Source organism: Streptomyces sp. JLBG701 (genome assembly GCF_058544905.1).
Genome location: NZ_CM178588.1, coordinates 810,624 through 827,492 on the forward strand (window position 1 = coordinate 810,624; position 16,869 = coordinate 827,492).

At 71.9% G+C, this 16,869-nt stretch carries 13 protein-coding genes and 1 pseudogene; 7 read left to right on the forward strand and 7 right to left on the reverse strand.

The window, feature by feature from the left end:
• Window positions 1-7: 7 nt before the first annotated feature.
• Window positions 8-1,162 carry a winged helix DNA-binding domain-containing protein gene (locus AC5DRG_RS03695; protein ID WP_491808001.1) on the forward strand — a complete coding sequence of 385 codons (1,155 nt, stop codon included), beginning with the start codon at window positions 8-10 and terminating at the stop codon, window positions 1,160-1,162.
• A gap of 11 nt (window positions 1,163-1,173) precedes the next feature.
• Here the strand turns inward: AC5DRG_RS03695 and AC5DRG_RS03700 are convergent, their stop codons facing one another.
• Window positions 1,174-1,776: a GOLPH3/VPS74 family protein gene (locus AC5DRG_RS03700; RefSeq protein WP_491808002.1), complete on the reverse strand. Its 603-nt coding sequence runs from the start codon at window positions 1,774-1,776 to the stop codon at window positions 1,174-1,176.
• 139 nt (window positions 1,777-1,915) lie between these two features.
• Here AC5DRG_RS03700 and AC5DRG_RS03705 point away from each other — a divergent pair, with 139 nt between their 5' ends.
• Entirely contained in the window at window positions 1,916-3,013 is a 1,098-nt protein-coding gene (locus AC5DRG_RS03705; RefSeq protein WP_491808003.1) for a baeRF3 domain-containing protein, read from the forward strand.
• Between the two features lie 72 nt (window positions 3,014-3,085).
• Window positions 3,086-4,102, forward strand: a complete 1,017-nt coding sequence (locus tag AC5DRG_RS03710) for a Gfo/Idh/MocA family protein (RefSeq protein WP_491808004.1) — start codon at window positions 3,086-3,088, stop codon at window positions 4,100-4,102.
• Here AC5DRG_RS03710 and AC5DRG_RS03715 read toward each other — a convergent pair.
• Both AC5DRG_RS03715 and AC5DRG_RS03720 read right to left on the reverse strand, forming a co-directional pair.
• Window positions 4,103-4,608: pseudogene (locus AC5DRG_RS03715) on the reverse strand (alkaline phosphatase family protein); the annotation flags it as partial.
• 196 nt (window positions 4,609-4,804) lie between these two features.
• Window positions 4,805-5,218, reverse strand: coding sequence for an SsgA family sporulation/cell division regulator (locus AC5DRG_RS03720; protein ID WP_491808005.1), 414 nt, complete (start codon window positions 5,216-5,218; stop codon window positions 4,805-4,807).
• Between the two features lie 223 nt (window positions 5,219-5,441).
• Between AC5DRG_RS03720 and AC5DRG_RS03725 the strand changes: the two genes are divergently transcribed.
• Together AC5DRG_RS03725 and AC5DRG_RS03730 are read left to right on the forward strand one after the other, a co-directional pair.
• Window positions 5,442-6,125, forward strand: a complete 684-nt coding sequence (locus tag AC5DRG_RS03725) for a hypothetical protein (RefSeq protein ID WP_491808006.1) — start codon at window positions 5,442-5,444, stop codon at window positions 6,123-6,125.
• 265 nt (window positions 6,126-6,390) lie between these two features.
• Window positions 6,391-7,824: a PP2C family protein-serine/threonine phosphatase gene (locus AC5DRG_RS03730; RefSeq protein WP_491808007.1), complete on the forward strand. Its 1,434-nt coding sequence runs from the start codon at window positions 6,391-6,393 to the stop codon at window positions 7,822-7,824.
• A 57-nt stretch (window positions 7,825-7,881) separates the two neighbouring features.
• Here the strand turns inward: AC5DRG_RS03730 and AC5DRG_RS03735 are convergent, their stop codons facing one another.
• Window positions 7,882-9,384: a DNA-binding protein NsdB gene (locus AC5DRG_RS03735; protein WP_491808008.1), complete on the reverse strand. Its 1,503-nt coding sequence runs from the start codon at window positions 9,382-9,384 to the stop codon at window positions 7,882-7,884.
• Between the two features lie 233 nt (window positions 9,385-9,617).
• On the opposite strand from AC5DRG_RS03735, the gene AC5DRG_RS03740 reads away from it, so the two are divergent.
• Both AC5DRG_RS03740 and AC5DRG_RS03745 read left to right on the forward strand, forming a co-directional pair.
• Window positions 9,618-10,754 carry an aminoglycoside phosphotransferase family protein gene (locus AC5DRG_RS03740; protein ID WP_491808009.1) on the forward strand — a complete coding sequence of 379 codons (1,137 nt, stop codon included), beginning with the start codon at window positions 9,618-9,620 and terminating at the stop codon, window positions 10,752-10,754.
• A 270-nt stretch (window positions 10,755-11,024) separates the two neighbouring features.
• Complete coding sequence (locus AC5DRG_RS03745; protein ID WP_491808010.1) at window positions 11,025-13,037, forward strand: N-acetylmuramoyl-L-alanine amidase; 2,013 nt, start codon at window positions 11,025-11,027, stop codon at window positions 13,035-13,037.
• Here AC5DRG_RS03745 and AC5DRG_RS03750 read toward each other — a convergent pair.
• The 3 genes from AC5DRG_RS03750 to AC5DRG_RS03760 all read right to left on the reverse strand — a co-directional run bounded on the left by AC5DRG_RS03750 (window position 12,976) and on the right by AC5DRG_RS03760 (window position 16,868).
• On the reverse strand, window positions 12,976-13,473 hold the full coding sequence (locus AC5DRG_RS03750; RefSeq protein WP_491808011.1) for a hypothetical protein: 498 nt from the start codon (window positions 13,471-13,473) through the stop codon (window positions 12,976-12,978). The genes AC5DRG_RS03745 and AC5DRG_RS03750 overlap by 62 nt on opposite strands.
• Window positions 13,474-13,527: 54 nt before the next feature.
• On the reverse strand, window positions 13,528-16,434 hold the full coding sequence (locus AC5DRG_RS03755) for an ATP-binding protein (protein ID WP_491808012.1): 2,907 nt from the start codon (window positions 16,432-16,434) through the stop codon (window positions 13,528-13,530).
• A 191-nt stretch (window positions 16,435-16,625) separates the two neighbouring features.
• The gene (locus AC5DRG_RS03760; protein ID WP_030927201.1) at window positions 16,626-16,868 is read right to left on the reverse strand and encodes a DUF397 domain-containing protein; all 243 of its coding nucleotides are present in this window, start codon (window positions 16,866-16,868) and stop codon (window positions 16,626-16,628) included.
• Window position 16,869 lies beyond the last annotated feature (1 nt).

Consider the following 16,869-nt stretch of genomic DNA (forward strand, 5'->3'; position numbering starts at 1 on the left):
TGACCGCATGAAGGTCACCGCCCGGGAGCTCAACCGTGCCACGCTGGCCCGGCAGTTGCTGTTGCGGCGGGAGACGCTCGGCGTTCCCGACGCGGTACGGCAGGTGGTCGCGCTCCAGGCCCAGCAGGCTGCCTCGCCCTACCTCGCGCTGTGGAACCGCCTCGCGGGCTTCGACCCGGCCGACCTCGACGCCGCCTTCACCGGCCGTACGGTCGTCAAGTCGACGCTGATGCGCATCACGTTGCACGCCGTGCACGCCGACGACCACCGGCCCTTCCACGAGGCGGTGCAGCCGTCGTTGCGCGCGGCCCGGCTCGGGGACCGGTTCACGGCGTCCGGGCTGACCGCCGAGGACGCCGACGCCGTGATCCCGGAACTGCTGGCGTTCGCCGACCAGCCCCGGACGACGGCCGACTACGAGGCCTGGCTCGAACAGCGGTTCGGTGCGCCGCCGAAACCCGGTGCCTGGTGGGGGCTGCGGCACTATGCGCCGCTGCTGCACGCTCCCACCACGCCCCCGTGGTCGTTCGGCGAGCGCCCCTCCTACGTCGCTCCCGCCGCCCGGCCGGTCCTTGCGGGCCCGGAGGTGTCCGACGCGGCTCTGCGGACGCTGGTCCTGCGCTATCTCGAAGGGTTCGGGCCGGCCTCGGTGGCGGACGTGGCGCAGTTCGCGCTGGTCCAGCGGGCCAGGGCCAGGAAGGCGCTGCAGGCGCTCCAGGCGCTGGCCGACGGCCTCGACCGGCTGGCGGGGCCGGGCGGCGAGGAGCTGTTCGACGTCCCCGGGGCACCGCGCCCCGACGAGGACGTACCGGCACCGGCGCGGCTGCTGGGCATGTGGGACAGCGTCCTGCTGGCCTACTTCGACCGCACGCGGGTCATACCGTCGGAGTACCGCACGCTCGTCGCCCGAAGGAACGGTGACGTACTGCCGACCGTGCTGGTCGACGGCTATGTGGCCGGCGTGTGGCGGCCGACCGAGGGAGGCATCGAGGTGACCGCCTTCCACCCGCTCACGGCCACGGTGTGGGAGACGCTCGCCGCGGAGGCCCGGGCGCTGACGACGTTCCTCGCCGACCGCGAACCGGAGGTCTACAGCCGCTACGGCCACTGGTGGAGCAAACTGCCCGTCGCGGAGACCCGGTTGCTCCGCCCCGACAGCTGAGACGACAGGCCCTACGCGCCGCGCCACACGTTGTCGAACGCCGCTTCCTCGATGGCGCGCCGGCGCCGGACGGCCTCCAGCTCCATCACCGCGTCGTGGACGGCGGCGACCACGGTGACCGCGTCCTCGGCCGTGTCCGGGAGGTTCGCGGCCGCCTTGTCCCGCAGTCCGGCGGCCGCCGCGAGCGCGGCGAGAACGGGTTCCTCCGACACCCAGCGAGCCTCCGCGCCCCGTCGGGCGGCGGAATCGGCCAGGATGGTGCGGCCCGTCCGGAAGGGCGTCCAGCGGCCCCGTTGCCGGATGACCTGGCCCTCCTCCTCCAGCGCGGACGCGTAGGCCAAGGACAGGTCACGGCCCCTGCGCCACAGCCACTCCTCGACCGACTCGTACGGCGGCTGCCGCGTCAGCAACGCCGCGGCCTCGTCCAACAGGCGGTCGGAGATGGGCGGTTGCGGCTTCGGCACGATGCGGTCGCCCGCCAGCGTGAGGGCCTCGGCGTCGACGAGGTCGATCAGCTCGGCTCCCGCGAGGGCGAGGGACAGATCACCGGGCTCCACGGGGCCTCCGGGCACCCCGGCGAGGGCGACGATCATCAAGTCCCGCGGTGTGCTCACGAGCTGCTCCGTATCAGAGGCATTGACGGCCGAATCGATCGCTGGGCCTGGGACAGTCTGCCCCACGTCGGCGTTTCCATGGTGACGGCACCGAAATGCCCCGAGTGCCCGATAGGCCGATCGGACCTATCGTGCTCGTATGGAGCACGCACTGAGTCCCGCGACCCTCACCGAACTGCGGCGCCCGCGCACCTATCCCGCGGTGTCCGTGCTGACGCCCACACATCGCCGTGACCCCGACAAGGCCCAGGATCCGGTCCGGCTGCGCAATGTCGTGGCCGAGGCCAAGAAGCAGCTGGAGGCCGACCCCTCGGTCACCCGCGAGCGGCGCGTCGATCTCTTCCAGCAGCTCGACCGCGCTCTCGCGGAGGTGGACCTGGCGCACACGGAGGACGGTCTGGTGATCTTCGCGGCGCCCGGTGAGCACCAGGTGTGGTCACTGGCCCGCACGGTGCCCGAGCGCGTGGTGCTCTCGGACACCTTCCTGACCCGCAACCTCGTCTCCGCGCAGGCCGCCGAGCAGCCGTTCTGGGTGCTCTCCGTCGCCCCCGACCGCGTCACCCTGTGGAGCGGCGGCGTCGACCGTGTCACCGAGGAGCGCACCGGCGGCTTCCCGCTGACCCGTGACGTCGAGAACTTCGACGCCGAGCGCATGGAGCGCATCGGCGATCTGCCCAGCACCTACCGGGACGAGGGCACCCGCCACTTCCTGCGCGAGGCGGACACCGTGCTGAGCAGGGTGCTGCGCGAGCAGCCGCGGCCGCTGTACGTCACCGGCGAGCAGGCGGCGCTGTCCCTGCTGGACGAGGTCGGCAGCGTCACCAAGGACGCCGTGCACGTCGCGCACGGCGGCCTCGCGAACGGCACTCCCGACGCCGTGTGGCAGGCCGTACGACCACTGGTCGACGCGGAGGCCCGCAAGAACACCGACGCCGTGGCCCGGGAACTCGAATCGGCCCGCGGGCGCAAGGAGTTCGCGGCCGGTGTCGACGAGCTCTGGCAGAACGCGCGCGAGGGCCGCGTCCGTCTCCTGGCCGTCGAGGAGAACTACCGCGTGACGGTCCGCGACAGCGACGGCGACCATCTGATCCCGGCCACGAGCGGCGATCTCGACGCCCGCGAGGACATCGTGGACGAGATCGTCGAACAGTGCCTGGAGACGGGCGCCGACGTCCGCTTCGTCCCGGACGGCACACTGGGCGCCGCGGCGGGCATCGCAGGTGTGCTGCGGTACTGAGAGCATCCGGGTTTGGCCCGTTCCCTCGCGGTTACGCTACGGCGGGACAGTCGACCGCGAGGGAGTGCGCACGTGGATGACCTGCTGGGCGTGGCCGTGCTGGGTGCGGGGCACATGGGCGCCGACCACATACGCCGACTCGGCCAGGTGGTGAGCGGCGCCAGGGTCGCCGCGGTGGCCGACCCGGATCCCGAGCGGGCCAAGGAAGCGGTCGCCGGCCTTGACGGGGTCTCGGTGCACACGGACACGGTGAGCGCACTCGACGCGCCCGGGGTGGCGGCCGTACTGATCGCCTCGCCAGGTCCCGCGCACGAGGAGGCGCTGCTCGAGGCGTTCGCGCGAGGGCTGCCGGTGCTGTGCGAGAAGCCCATGGTGCCGGACTCCGCGGGAGCGTTCCGCGTGGTGGAGGCGGAGGCGCGGCTCGGGCGGCGGCTGGCGCAGATCGGGTTCATGCGGCGCTACGACGTCGAGTACCGGCGCCTCAAGTCGCTGCTGGACGAGGGGCGGTTGGGGCGTCCGCTGATGTTGCACTGCGTCCACCGCAACGTCTCCTCCCCGCCCGGCTTCACCTCCGCGGAGCTGATCGACAGCTCCGTCTCGCACGAGATCGACGCGGCCCGCTGGCTGCTCGGCCAGGAGCTGACCGCGGTGACCGTGCTCCGCCCCCGGCCGTCGGCGAACGCCCCCGAGGGCCTGCTCGACCCGCAGTTCGTGCTGTTCGAGACCGAGCGGGGCGCCCTCGTGGACGTGGAGGTCTTCGTCAACTCCGGCTTCGGCTACCAGGTGCGCTGCGAGGCCGTCTGCGAGGCGGGCAGCGCCCGGATCGGCGACGAGCACGGCATGGTCGTCACCACACGGGGCAGCGCGGGCGCGGACGTGCCGCAGGACTACCTCGTGCGGTTCACGGACGCCTACGACCGCGAGCTCCAGGCCTGGGTCGACGCCACCCGGCAGGGACGGGTCACCGGCCCCAGCGCCTGGGACGGCTACGCGGCCTCCGTTGTCGCCGAGGCCGGGGTCCGGGCGCTGGAGAGCGGCGGCCGCATGGCCGTCGAACTCGCCCCGCGCCCGGAGCTCTACGCCGCGTAGGGTCACTCCCGCGTTCTGGAGCGCCTGGGCGTAGTTCTGCCAGGTCAGGCCGGACTCGTCACCGCCGTCGTAGCTGGAGCCGTCGACCTTGCCGCTCCACAGGTAGGTGCGGTTGGGGCCGGTCGCGCTGAGCGTGGAGCAGAAGTAGGCGTCGCAGATCGTGTAGTTGTCGGCGAGCGCGTAGTGGAACGGGATGTCGGAGCGGTCCAGGTAGCCGAGCGAGCGGACGTTGCCCACGCCGGACACCCAGTTGTCGAGGCGGCCCTTGTTCCACGCGGAGTGCTGCGAGGCCCAGGAGTGCGGCAGGTCACCGTTGCACTGGGCGAGGGTCTCGCCGTCCGTGCCGCCCGCGTCCGGGGTGGCGCTGAGCTTCCACGGGTACTGACAGCCCGTGCCGTTCGACTGGTTGAAGACCGACCGGCCGCCACTGAGTGTGATGCCGCTGCGGTCGCCGAAGCCGCGGACGCCCTTCAGACGCCCGTGCGCGAACCGGCGATCGTCGCCATGCCCGCCGTCAGGGAAGCGCCGAGCCCCACGAAGTCTCTTCGGCTGATCGGTGTCATTCGCCCCGTCCTCGTCACGGGCGTGCCCCTGCGGCACACCGCGCGCAAGGCTGCACGGGGCGTTCGTCAAGGTCCATACCTGCGTGGTGAGCCGGAGATGAACAAAAGTCAAAGCGGCCGCCCGGCGGGCGCGTTGCCCTCAGACACTGCCGAACAGCGAGCTAAGACCGCGGTCGACGGCCGAGCCGAGGTCCTCCTCCCCGGCCGGCACCACGGCGTACGTGCGCAGCAGAAAGCTACGCAGGGACGGGGTGTCGAACTGGAGCAGGGCGAGACCGTACGGCGAGTGGAACTCGACGACCGTCCGGGCCCGGCCGCACGGCCACAGGTGCACGTCCCCGCTCCCGGCGGGCTGAGCAAGGCCCTCCTCCAGCAGGGCGCGGGCGAAGGTCCAGGTGACTCCGGTGCCGTCGAGGGAGACCTCGGGCGGGAACTCGATGTGCACGGCCAGCGGGTCGAGAGAGCTGTAGCGGAGCGTGGCGGACACCGGGAGCTGCCGCTCGTCGGCGGTGATCAGTCGGGCGCGGGCGGGCTGGTCGAGGGTCATGTCCATGGTCGGGTCTCCACTGCGGGTGAGAGGTCTGCCGCGTTTGCCGGCGCCTGTACGACCGCGCAGGTGCCGCTCTCATTACGCGGAACCCGGAAACTGTCGATGTGACCTGCGTCACACCCAAATGGTGCATTGGTCATTTAGAGTTGCAAATTCGCGCGAAATCACCGGAGAGAATCGGGAGACCAAGTCTGGCGGCGGCTGTCCGCGGGACACGAGGTCGGCAATGTCCCCGGTGCTGGTACGCGCACTGGGCCAGCTCCCGCAACGCTGGGTGACGGCGCCGTGGCCGGCGGAGGCGGAGGGCCGGCCCCTGGAGGACATCGGCGCCCGCATCGGCGCCGAGCAGGGCGCCACGGCCGTACTCCCGCACCGTGCCCGCGAGGGCATGCGGCAGGCGTTCCTGCGCACCCACCCCGGAGCGCCGGACGACCCTGCCCGCGCGACGCACTGGGACCGCATGCCCGCCTACTCTGCTGGTCTTCGTGCTGGGCGGCGCGGGCAAGTGCCTGCTGCCGCGATCACCGCGATCGGGGTGACCGTGACGGGCGCCGCCGTGGCGGCCGGGATCATGCTCAGCGCCGGGGGTTCACCCTCGGTGCCGCAGCAACGGGCGGTCACGGCGGAGAGCTCGACGACGCTGCGGGCGCCCAGCAGCGCTTCGGTGAAGGTGTCCGAGCCGTCGGTGGCGGGATCGGCTCCGGCCAGTGATGTTCCGACTCCCGAGGCGACGGTTACCTCGTCGACGAGCGCGAAGCCCCAGTCGGCCACCCCGAGCACCGCCCCGGTAAGCCCGGCTCCGGTCACGATGGAGCCGACTCCTGCACCGACCCCGACGCCCATGCCCACCGCGAACGACCCGGAGTGCGAGCCCTGGCACGGGCCCATCTACATCTGCACGGCCCCCTAGAACACAAGCCCGTCGAACACGTGCCGGAATCACCGGCCAAAACCCTCGACGATCCGTCAAGCCACGTACTCTGAGTACGACTTGACCTGGCCTCCCACGTACATCATTGGTGCCGCCAGAGCACTCCGTGAAGACGGTGGCATATGCCAGGTGCACCACCGTATCGTGTGTTGCCAAATCCCTTACAGGGCGTCGCGGGCTGTGCGACAGTCGTAGCGGTCCTTCCGTCAGCCTTGGTCGAACCGTCCCCGCATCGGAGTGCGTCATGCCGTCCCATCTCTCTGCGGACCGCCCACCCGCCCAGCCGCCAGGACGCGGCTCGGTCGACGCGCTCATATCGCAGACGCGCCGGCTCAAGGGCGACGTGGACGCCGTGCGGCGGGACGCGCAGAGTGACGACGGTTCGGACCCGCAGGGACGGTGGCAGCGCGCGCTGTGCGACCTGGCGCTGCACCAACTGAGCGATCTCGACGAGCACTTGGCCCAGCTCCGGGACGGCCCGCCGCCCGCGCCTGCGGCCACCGAGACCGAGCCCGCAGCCCTTTCCGTGCCGACCGCTCCCCGGCGCGGCTCGCTGCTCAGCCGGGTCGGCAGCGCCGAGTGGAATCTCCTGACGGACGAGGCGAGTTGGTCCGGGGAGCTCTTCCAGATCCTCGGCCGCGACCCCGCCGCTCCCCCGCTCACCCTCGACGAGCTGCCGTCCCTGGTGCTCGACGAGGACCGGCCGAGGCTGACGGCGATGGTCACGGACTGTCTCGTGGACGCCAAGCCCATCGACGGCGAGGTCCGCATCGTCCGGCCCGACGGCGCCGTACGGTCGGTGCACATGATGGGCGAGCCCGTGCTCGACGCCGACGGCAGCACCGCCTCGATGTGGGCGGTGCTGCGCGACGTCAGCGAACTGCGCCTCAGCCAGCGGACGGTGAGCGAGACCCGTGACTCGCTGCAGCGTCACCGGCATCTCGCGCAGACCGAGCACCGGCTCGCGGTCGAGCTGCAGGAAGCCGTGCTGCCGCCGTGGCGCGGTTCCCTGCGGCTCCCGCACGGGGGACCTCAGACGCTGGACCTGGCGTCGCACTACCTGCCGTCGTCGACGAGCGCGCTGATCGGAGGCGACTGGTACGACGCCCTCGAACTGTCCGACGGCGACACCCTGTTGAGCGTCGGTGACCTGACCGGGCACGGCGTGAGCGTGACCTCGGGCATGGCGATGCTGCTGGGCGCCGTGCGCGGCATGGCGATGGCCGGTGCGCAGCCCGGCCAACTGATGGGGATGCTGAACCAGTTACTGGACTCCACGGTCCAGCCGGCCCTGGGCAGCGCGGTCTGCTGCCGCTACCGGCCCCAGACCCGCACACTCCAGTGGGCGCAGGCAGGACGCCCCGCCCCGCTGCTGTTCCGCGACGGGACGGGGCGCATGCTGAGCGCACCGGACGGCGTCCTCCTCGGCGCCACCTCGGGTGCCGCCTACGGACAGGCCGAAGAGGCACTTGAGGTCGGCGACCTCCTTCTGCTGCACACGGACGGACTGGTGCCCAGGGGCAGCCGGGGGCCAGCCGTGCAGCGCCTCCTCGACCTGGCCCCCCGCTTCGGCGAGGCTCGGTCCGCACAGGACTGCGTACGGACGGTCGTGGAGGAGTTCGGCGAGACCGAGCGCGAGGGCGACGCCTGCGTGCTCATCGCCAGAGTGACGCACTGAAGCCGAAGTGGCTCATCAGTGACTTATCGAGAGTGAAACAGCAGCGGCACAAGCCCCCTATGCCCGTGCGCTGTTGCCACCACTGCCCTTCGGCTGCCCTTTCGGCAGCGCCAGTTTGATCTCCTCACGCAGTTCGTGGATCTTCGGGTAGTTGGAGTACTCGCCGGTGAGCCGGTACATCTCGCGCAGCCGGTCCCAGGTGCGATGGGAGGAGTTCGAGCCCATCGACACGAGCGCCAACCGCGCGTACCGGTCCGCCTGTTCGGGATCGTCCGCGATGAAGCAGGCGGAGGCCATGGACAGGAAGTCGAAGATCTTCGACCGCTGCCGTCCGTCGACCCGCAGGGCCAGCGCCTTCTCCGCGAAGTGCTGGGCGTGCACGGCCGCGCCCGGCTCGTGCTCGGCCAGCGTGCGGTAGGCCAGGGCCTGCATGCCGTAGAGATCCTCCTCCCGGAACATCTGCATCCAGCTCGGCGGCGGCACGTCGCCCCGGTCGGAGACGAAGAGGTCCTCCGCCTGTCCCAGGGTGCGGCGCATCGCCTGGCCCTTGCCCATCGACGCCTGTGCCCAGGCCTCGATGGTGTAGAGCATCGCCCGGGTGCGCGGCAGCACCTCTTCGCCCGAGCCGGACTTGGCGAGTTTCATCAGGTCGAGTGCGTCGTCGGGCCGGCCCAGGTGCACCATCTGGCGAGCCGCTCGGGAGAGCGCCTCCCCGGCGCGGGGCCGGTCGCCGCCCTCACGGGCCGCGTGGGCGGCGATGACGAAGTACTTCTGGGCCGTGGGTTCGAGGCCGACGTCGTGCGACATCCAGCCCGCGAGTACGGCGAGGTTGGCGGCGACGCCCCACAGGCGCCGCTGGAGATGGTCGGGGTGTCGGTAGGCGAGCATGCCGCCCACCTCGTTGAGCTGCCCCACGACTGCCTTGCGTTGCAGCCCGCCGCCGCGGGCCGCGTCCCAGGCTCGGAACACCTCTACCGAGCGTTCCAGTTCCTCGATCTCCTGTGACCCGATAGGGGCGGCCTCATAGCGGTCGAACCCAGCGGGGTCGGCGTGCAGAGGATCGTCGAACTGAGGGGAGTCGGCCACGAGGACCGGATCGGAGTGCAGCCAGTCGTGCATGGCGCTGCTGAGTGCTGATCCCGCGGCGAGCGCGGCACCCGCGCCCACCAAGCCGCGTCGGTTGAGCATGAGGTCCATTCCCGTGAATTCGGTGAGGACCGCAGCAGTCCGCTCGGGCGCCCACGGCACACCGTCGGGATGTTCAACATTCCCGCCGCTCTGCCGTTTCCCCGCACGCCCGTGCCGGACCAGACCGAGGTCCTCAATGGTCACGACACGGCCGAGACGCTCGGTGAACAGGGCAGCCAGCACCCGCGGAACCGGATCGCGCGGGATCTCTCCCGTGTCGATCCAACGCCGTACCCGTGAGGTGTCGGTCGACAGCTGGGGGTGGCCCATGGCCGCCGCCTGCCGGTTGACCAGCCTCGCGAGTTCACCCTTGGACCAGCCGGCCAGGCCGAACAGATCCGAGAGACGGGTGTTGGGTTGTTGTCCGCTCACGTCAAGCCCCCAGGTTCTCGGCTGAGTTGACAGTAACCCTCTGTCAGTTGCAGCGGGACTATTCGCCAGGCTTCGCCAGGGTGCGCCAGATGGTGTGCTACTGGCCAACGGGTGTCAGGTAGGAACGCGCCACCCCGACCCGGTCGCCGAGGGACATTCCCCAGGGTGCACCCGGGTGACCGGGACGGGTAGCGCACTGTCTTCGCAGGCACACGAAGGGATCTGTTTCGCCCATGTACACAGCATCGTCCTCCGTGTCCGCCCCGCCCCGGCCGCTGCACCCCCGCCCGGGCGGCGGCCCCTACCTCGACCCCGCGCGTCCCACGGCCCCCGTGCTCGGCACGGGCAGGACGCGGCGTGTGCCGGGGCTCGGCACCCAACCGCTCAGCGGGAGACTCGACTTGTCCGGCCCCCAGGGCGCCCAGCTGCGCACGGCGATCGCGTCGGTGCACCGGATCTGTCCGGAGTTCTCTCCGGTGCAGGTGCTGCGCCGCAGCGGACGGTCCGTGCTCTTGGTCGGTACGACAGGACGCAGCACGGCCGTCGCCAAGTGTCTACTGGACCACTCACCCGCGTGGGCCGAGCGGATCCGCCACGAAATAGCTGCGTACCGCTCGTTCGTCCGGCACCGCCCGCCCGTGCGGGTGCCCCGGCTGATCGCGGCGGACCCGGACAACTGCACGCTGGTGATCGAGCGGATGCCGGGCCGGGTGGCGGCGCTCCAGCGGCACCCGGCGGAGGCCCCGCCGCGGGCGGACATCAGAGCGGCACTCGGTGCGGTCTGCCGGCTGAACGCCTGGCGGCCGCCGGCGGGCACCTTCGACGCCCCGCTCGACTACGCGGCCCGTATCGCCCGCTATCACGAGCTGGGGCTGCTCACCGACCGTGACATGGGCGACCTGCAGAAGCTGGTGCACGGCATCGCGCACTCGGCCGGCCGCCAGGGCATGGGCCAGTTCTGCCACGGCGACGCTCTTCTGTCGAACATCCTCCTCTCACCGGCCGGTCCAGTGCTGGTGGATTGGGAGCACGCGGGCTGGTACCTCCCCGGATACGACCTGGCCACGCTGTGGTCGGTCCTCGGGGACGCACCCGTGGCCCGGCGGCAGATCAGCCAGATCGCCCAGTCGGCGGGACCTGCCTCACGGGACGCCTTCCTGGTGAACCTGATGCTCGTCCTGACCCGCGAGATCCGTACCTACGAGATGGCCGTGCAGCGTTCGATGCACGACACGACCCCGGCGGCATCGGGGGTGGCCCACCCGAGTGCTGCGCCGTCCGGCGAGGAACAGCGGCTGCTGCTGAGGCGGCTGCACGACGACTGCCAGTTGGCCCGACGGGCCGTACGAGCGGCGGTCGGCACTCGCTGACGGGGATGGTGGTCCGCGGTGCGCCTGGTCAACGGCGCACCGCGGACCTTCGTATGTCCGGATCTCCCGGTCTCACGAGTCGGCGCATTGGTGTAGTCCACTGACGCCCCGCAGGCCGGGAGCCTCCGCCACGAAACTCCTTCCGCCCCCTCTTGACGTGGGAAATCACCAGCCTCTGGGCATCATTGACGGATCGTCGGCAAGCCGGTACCACTGACGCACGCCCGGCCCCGTACGGCTCATCACGCTCGACCGTCCCAGGAGGCTGCTTTGCGAGGATCCGCCACCGTCCAGACTCGGGCCGCCGGGCACAGGCCTACGCGCAGAGCGGCCGGTGCCGTGGCCTGTGCGGCGCTTGTGCTGCCGTTGCTCGGCGCGGCGCCGTCCGAGAGCGCGGCCGGGTCGTCGGGAGGGCGTCTCCAGCGGGCGTTCGCGTCGGCGGCCGCCGAGTACCACGTCCCGCAGAGCGTGCTCCTGGGCGTCTCCTACCTCCAGTCCCGCTGGGACGCACACGCCGGGGCGCCGAGCGTGACCGGCGGCTACGGGCCGATGCACCTCACCGACGCCCGCACCGCGCTCGCCGGGGCACCGCACCACAGCGAGGGCACCGAGGACGCCCGCGGCGACAGCGCCCGCGCCGCCCTGCACCCCGACGCGGAGGTGCCGCAGAGCACCGAACTCCCGGCCCGGCTCAAGACGTTGACGAAAGCGGCCGAGCTGACCGGCCTCCCGGCCGCGGACCTGCGTACGGACTCGGCCGCCAACGTGGCCGGCGGTGCCGCCCTCCTCGCCGCCGCTCAGAAGGACCTGGGCGAGCCGCTGAGCGAGGACCCGGCCGACTGGTACGGCGCGGTGGCGGGGTTCTCGGGCGCGGACGACAGCGCGACGGCGGCGGCGTACGCGAACGACGTGTACGACGTGATCCGCACCGGCGAGGAGCGCACCACGGACGCCGGGCAACTGGTCGCCCTGGCCGCCCGCCCGGACCTCTCCCCCGACACCGCGCAGCTCTCAAGGACGGGCCTTCGGACCGTCTCGGCGGCCGGTACGGAGTGTCCCACGACGGTGTCCTGCGAGTGGATCCCGGCGCCGTACGAGGAGTTCGGGGACAACGACTACGGCAACCACGACCTCGGGGACCGGCCGGTCTCCCAGAGCATCAAGTACATCGTCATCCATGACACGGAGGGCGCCTGGGACGGGGTCCTCAACCTGGTCCAGGATCCCACCTATGTGTCCTGGAACTACACCCTGCGCTCGACGGACGGGCATGTCGCCCAGCATGTGAAGGCCAAGGACGTGGCCTGGCACGCGGGCAACTGGTACGTCAACGCGAAGTCGATCGGCCTGGAGCACGAGGGCTTCCTGGCCAACCCGGACGCCTGGTACACGGAGGCGATGTACCGCTCGTCGGCCCGGCTGGTGAACTACCTCGCCAAGAAGTACGGCATCCCGCTGGACCGGCAGCACATCCTGGGCCACGACAACGTGCCGGGCCCGACCACGTCGACCATCGCCGGCATGCACACCGACCCCGGACCGTACTGGGACTGGCGCCACTACTTCGAGCTGCTCGGCCGCCCCTTCGAGGCCACCGCCACCAAGGCCGGCGGGCTGGTGACGATCCGGCCCGACTACGCGACGAACCAGCCGGAGTACACCGGCTGCGTCACCAAGGGCGAGCCGTGCGCGGCGCACGGTTCGAGCGAGGTGCGGCTGTACTCCGGGCCCGGCGAGTCCTACCCCCTGATCAAGGACATCGGCCTGGGCACGACGCCGGGCACCGGGGTGAACGACATCTCCTCGCGGGTCTCCACCGGCCAGCAGTACGCGGTCGCCGAGCGCGACGGCGACTGGACGGCGATCTGGTACCTGGGCCAGGAGGCCTGGTTCAAGAACCCGGCGAAGGACCCGACCGCGGTGAACGCGACGGGCCTCGTGCTGACGCCCAAGGCGGGCCTGGACAGCATCCCGGTGTACGGGCGCGCGTACCCCGAGGCCTCCGCCTACCCGACGGGAGTGCCAGCGCAGTCGGTGTCACCCTTGCCGTACAAGCTGCTCCAGGACCAGAAGTACGTGGTCGGCGACAAAGTGCCGGGCGAGTACTACTACGCGGTCACCTTCACCACCGACTCGCACAAGGTCGTGGTCGGCAAGGACCTCTACTACGAGATCCAGTTCGGCCACCGGGTGGCGTTCGTCCGGGCGGCGGACGTCGAGCTCAGCCCTGCTGGAACAGCTCCGCGGGCAGGGGCTTCAGGAGGGCGTACAGGTCGTCGGTGATCGGGCGGTCCCAGGCGGCGATGGTCACCAGGACGTTGTCGCTGCGGTCGAACTGCACGCAGGAGATCCGGCTCTCGGAGAGCTTGAGGCGGCGCACGATCAGGAGGTTGTCGCCCTGCATCACCGGCATGTCCTCGGTGCCCACGACCGTCACCTCCTCGTCGTTCTCCAGGGCCAGCAGCAGTTGCGCCACCTCGAAGGGGATCTCGTCCTCGGCGACCTCACGGGCCGGAGAGCCCTCGGGCAGATTGCCGATGACCATCGCGGGACCGCGCCCGCCGAAGAGGTCGTAGCGCAGGAACACGCCCTGACAGGTGCCGTCGGGGGCGGGCAGCAGGCCCGCGCCCAGATTGCCGGGCCAGTCGCCCGGATCCATGGCCAGTACGTCGAAGTCTGGCCCGGCGGGCGTGGCACTGCGGCGGCGGAGGAACGACATGCCGCCAATGGTACGTGCCCCGGGCCGCTCCGTGACGTGCGGGCGGGCGTCTCCTCACCGGGTGGGAGGCTGTCCCGGTGACCGTTCGGCCAGCGCCGCTCCGAGCCCCGTGTCGTCCGTGCCGAGCTTGCGGCAGGCCGCCGACAGCAGGCGTACGACGGTCTGCTCGTCGGTGTGCAGTTCCGCGGCGATGTCGGCGGTGGCGCGGCCACGCACGGTAAGGGTCGCCGCGGTGCGCTCGCGGGCGGTGAGGGTGTCGGTCTCGGTGCTGTGCAGCCGGCGCGGGCGCAGTCCGGCGGCGGCCAGTTCGTCGCGGGCCGCCTCGACGAGGCCGTCGGCGCCGCACTGCACGGCCGCGTCGAGGCCCCGGTAGAGGTGTTCGGCGGCTTCCCTGGGGCGGGCGGTGCGGCGCAGCTCGGTACCCAGGGCGACCAGGGCGCAGGCCAGCTCGTAGGCGGCCGGGGAGCGTTCCAGGTGGGCGACCGACTCCTCCAGGTGCTTGACGCGGGCCGCGCCGGAGGAGACCTCGGCGGTGATCCGCAGGGCCTGGCCGACGGCGGACGGGGTGCCGAACTGACGGGCCCTGGCGAGGGCTTCGTGGGCGGTGGCGACCGCGCGTTCGGGGGCGTCGTGACTCTCGGCGCGGGCGAGGTGGAGCTGCCAGGGGCACCAGGCCGGGTTGCGGATGCCGCGTGGGTCCAGGCGACGGCCCGCTGCCGCGAGCTCGGCGGCGGCGTCCTTGGCGAGGCCGCGGGCCAGCAGCAGCTCGCCGTGCACGGTCTGGGCGTCGGGGAAGACGACGGCGGCGGGGAAGGGCGCCTCGAACGCGTAGTCCTCGCCGATCCGCGCGGCCTCGGCGACCCGGCCGCGGGCCAGCAGCACCTCGATGAGGATGCCGACGGCGTACCAGTGGGCCGGGGTGCCGGGGCCGACGCGTTCGGCGAGGCGCAGACCCGCGCGGACGAAGTCCTCGGCCTCGGCGAGCCTGCCGCGGCGGTAGCGGACGTAGGCGAGGAGGGTGTAGCCGAAGGAGAGGTGGGCGCCGCGCCAGCCCTGCTGTTCGAAGTCCGCGATCCCGGTGGCGAACAGCTCCTCGGTGCGGCCGGGGCGGTCGGCGTACATGAAGGCGAGCGCGACCAGGACGGGCACCTCGAAGCCACGGTCGGGCTCGGCCCAGCCGAGGCCGCCGGCGAGGGCACGTTCGGCATGGTGGAGGGCCACATGTGCGGGTTCGCCACGCAGGACGGCGTCCCAGGTGCGCAGGCCGATGACGTACCGCTCGGTGAGGTCGCGGCCCTGCAGGCGGTCGGCGAGCTTGGCGAGGCGGCGGGAGCGCGCTGGGTGGTCGGATTCATCGGCGCGGAAGGCGTCCCACATGAACTGTTCGGCGACCATGCGCAGCTTCACCCGGGCGTCGTCGCTCACGCGGATCTCGCGGGCGAGGGTCTCGGAGGCCTCGACGAGGCGGTCGCTGTGGGCGAGGACCTGGGAGAGGCGGTAGACGATGTTGTGCCGCAGCTCGGGGTCGGCGATGGGTTCTTCGAGGGCGGCGCGCAGGTGGTTGACGGTGGTCGCCGGTTCGGTGAGCAGGGACGCGGAGCCCAGCTCGTACAGGACGGCGGCCCGGTCCTCGAAGGGCGGCGGTTCGCGCAGGGCGCGGGCGAGGTAGCGGCAGGCGGCGTCGGGGGCGCCGGCGCGCAGGGTTTCGCCGGCGGCGGCGCGCAACTGCTGTACGACCCAGGCGTCGCCGTCGGGGTGGGTCTCCATGAGGTGGCGGGCGGCGGCGGAGGGGCCCTGGCCGGCATTGATCACGCACCAGGCGGCCTGGCCGTGCAGGGCGACCCGGGCGCCCGGCCGGATGGCCCGGTAGACGGCGGTGGCGATGAGCGGATGGACGAATTCCAGGGTTTCCTCGCCGGTGAGGATGCGGGCGCCGCGCAGGGCGTCGGCGGCGTCGGCGGCCTCCTCGTGGCCGAGTCCGGCGACGGCGGCGGCCAGCGCGGGATGGATCTCGGTGCCGAGGACGGCGCAGGCCCAGGCGAAGCGCACGGTCGAGGTGCCGAGGCGTTCGAGGCGGGCGACGAGGCCGCTGCCCTTGACGGCGGCGGCGAGGTCGCGCAGCAGGTGCGCCCCGGACTGGGTCGGGCTGACGCCCCGGTCCCGCACCTTCGCCGCTAGTTCGACCGCCTCGAACGGGTTTCCTGCGGTGACGGCCCAGCACTCGCGGCAGAATGCGTCGTCGGCGTGTGTGCCGAGCGCCTCCCGGACGAGGCGGGTGACGGCGACGGCACTGAGCGGCTCCAGATCGAGCGGGCGCCCGCCCGCGCGTCCGGGCAGTCCTCTGAACGACTCGGCGTGGTCGGGGAGTTCGTCGGGCCGATAGGCGACGACGACCAGCAGCGGGAGTTGGTCGGCCCGAGGTGCGAACGCGGCGAGCCAGCTCAGGGATTCGGAGTCGGCCCAGTGGGCGTCGTCGAGGACGAGGACCATGGGGGCGCGCTGCACGGCGAGGTGGGTGAGCACCCAGTCGAGCCCGTCGCGCAGGCCCTGCTGGTCGGGCGGGGCGCCTTCGGTCGGGGCGCACAGGCCGAGGGCGGGCCCGACGATGTCGTACCAACTGCCCAGCGATGAACGGAGATCGGCTTCGGCGGACCCGGCGAGCTGCGGCTGGAGGAGCTGGCGGGCGACGTGGAAGGCGACGCGCTGTTCCTGGTCGCCACCGCGGGCGGACAGTACGGTGCAGCCCTTGGCGGTGGCACGGCGGCGGACCTCGGCGAGGAGGGTGGTCTTGCCGATGCCCGCGCGCCCTGCGAAGGCGAGCAGGGCGCCGCGGGGCCGGTCGGGCGGTCCCACACCGTCCGCGCGCAGCCCGGTGAGCTCTCCCAACGCCTCGTCGACGGCGGCGAGTTCACTCTCGCGCTCGAAGAGAGTCCTCCGGTTCCTGACAACGCGCTGCACCATGCCCCACCCCCTGTCACGGTGGCGAACCGGCGCGGGGAGCGGGCGCGGCACCATGACTTCAGGCACCTCAGCGTACGCCCGACGGGGGTCACCGGAGGGGGACTTGCCGGTACCGGCCGACGCGATCCCGACAGCCTCCATCAGCGGCCTTCGCACCCCGCGAGGAGCGCGAAAGCCGCGTCACCTCCGGGTCACGTCAGGTCGAACTCCCCTTCCCGAGCCCCCGACACGAACGCACCCCATTCAGCGGGTGTGAAGATCAAGGAAGGGCTTTCCGGTCGGCCGCTGTTGCGCATCGCGATGAACCCCTCGACAAAGGCGATCTGGACATCCCCCAGGCCGCGGCTGCTCGAGTGCCAGTCGGCGGTGCTGAGGTCCAGCTCAGGCTTGTCCCAGCCCGCAAGCGGGTGCTGCTGGATGGTGCTCTCGGCCACG

Coding starts and splice junctions, on each gene's coding strand:
- AC5DRG_RS03720 (WP_491808005.1), bottom strand. CDS start 5,218: ATGGACATGACCCTCGACCAGCCCGCCCGCGCCCGACTGATCACCGCC.
- AC5DRG_RS03755 (WP_491808012.1), bottom strand. CDS start 16,434: ATGGTGCAGCGCGTTGTCAGGAACCGGAGGACTCTCTTCGAGCGCGAG.
- AC5DRG_RS03730 (WP_491808007.1), top strand. CDS start 6,391: ATGCCGTCCCATCTCTCTGCGGACCGCCCACCCGCCCAGCCGCCAGGA.
- AC5DRG_RS03750 (WP_491808011.1), bottom strand. CDS start 13,473: ATGTCGTTCCTCCGCCGCCGCAGTGCCACGCCCGCCGGGCCAGACTTC.
- AC5DRG_RS03705 (WP_491808003.1), top strand. CDS start 1,916: ATGGAGCACGCACTGAGTCCCGCGACCCTCACCGAACTGCGGCGCCCG.
- AC5DRG_RS03725 (WP_491808006.1), top strand. CDS start 5,442: ATGTCCCCGGTGCTGGTACGCGCACTGGGCCAGCTCCCGCAACGCTGG.
- AC5DRG_RS03695 (WP_491808001.1), top strand. CDS start 8: ATGAAGGTCACCGCCCGGGAGCTCAACCGTGCCACGCTGGCCCGGCAG.
- AC5DRG_RS03740 (WP_491808009.1), top strand. CDS start 9,618: ATGTACACAGCATCGTCCTCCGTGTCCGCCCCGCCCCGGCCGCTGCAC.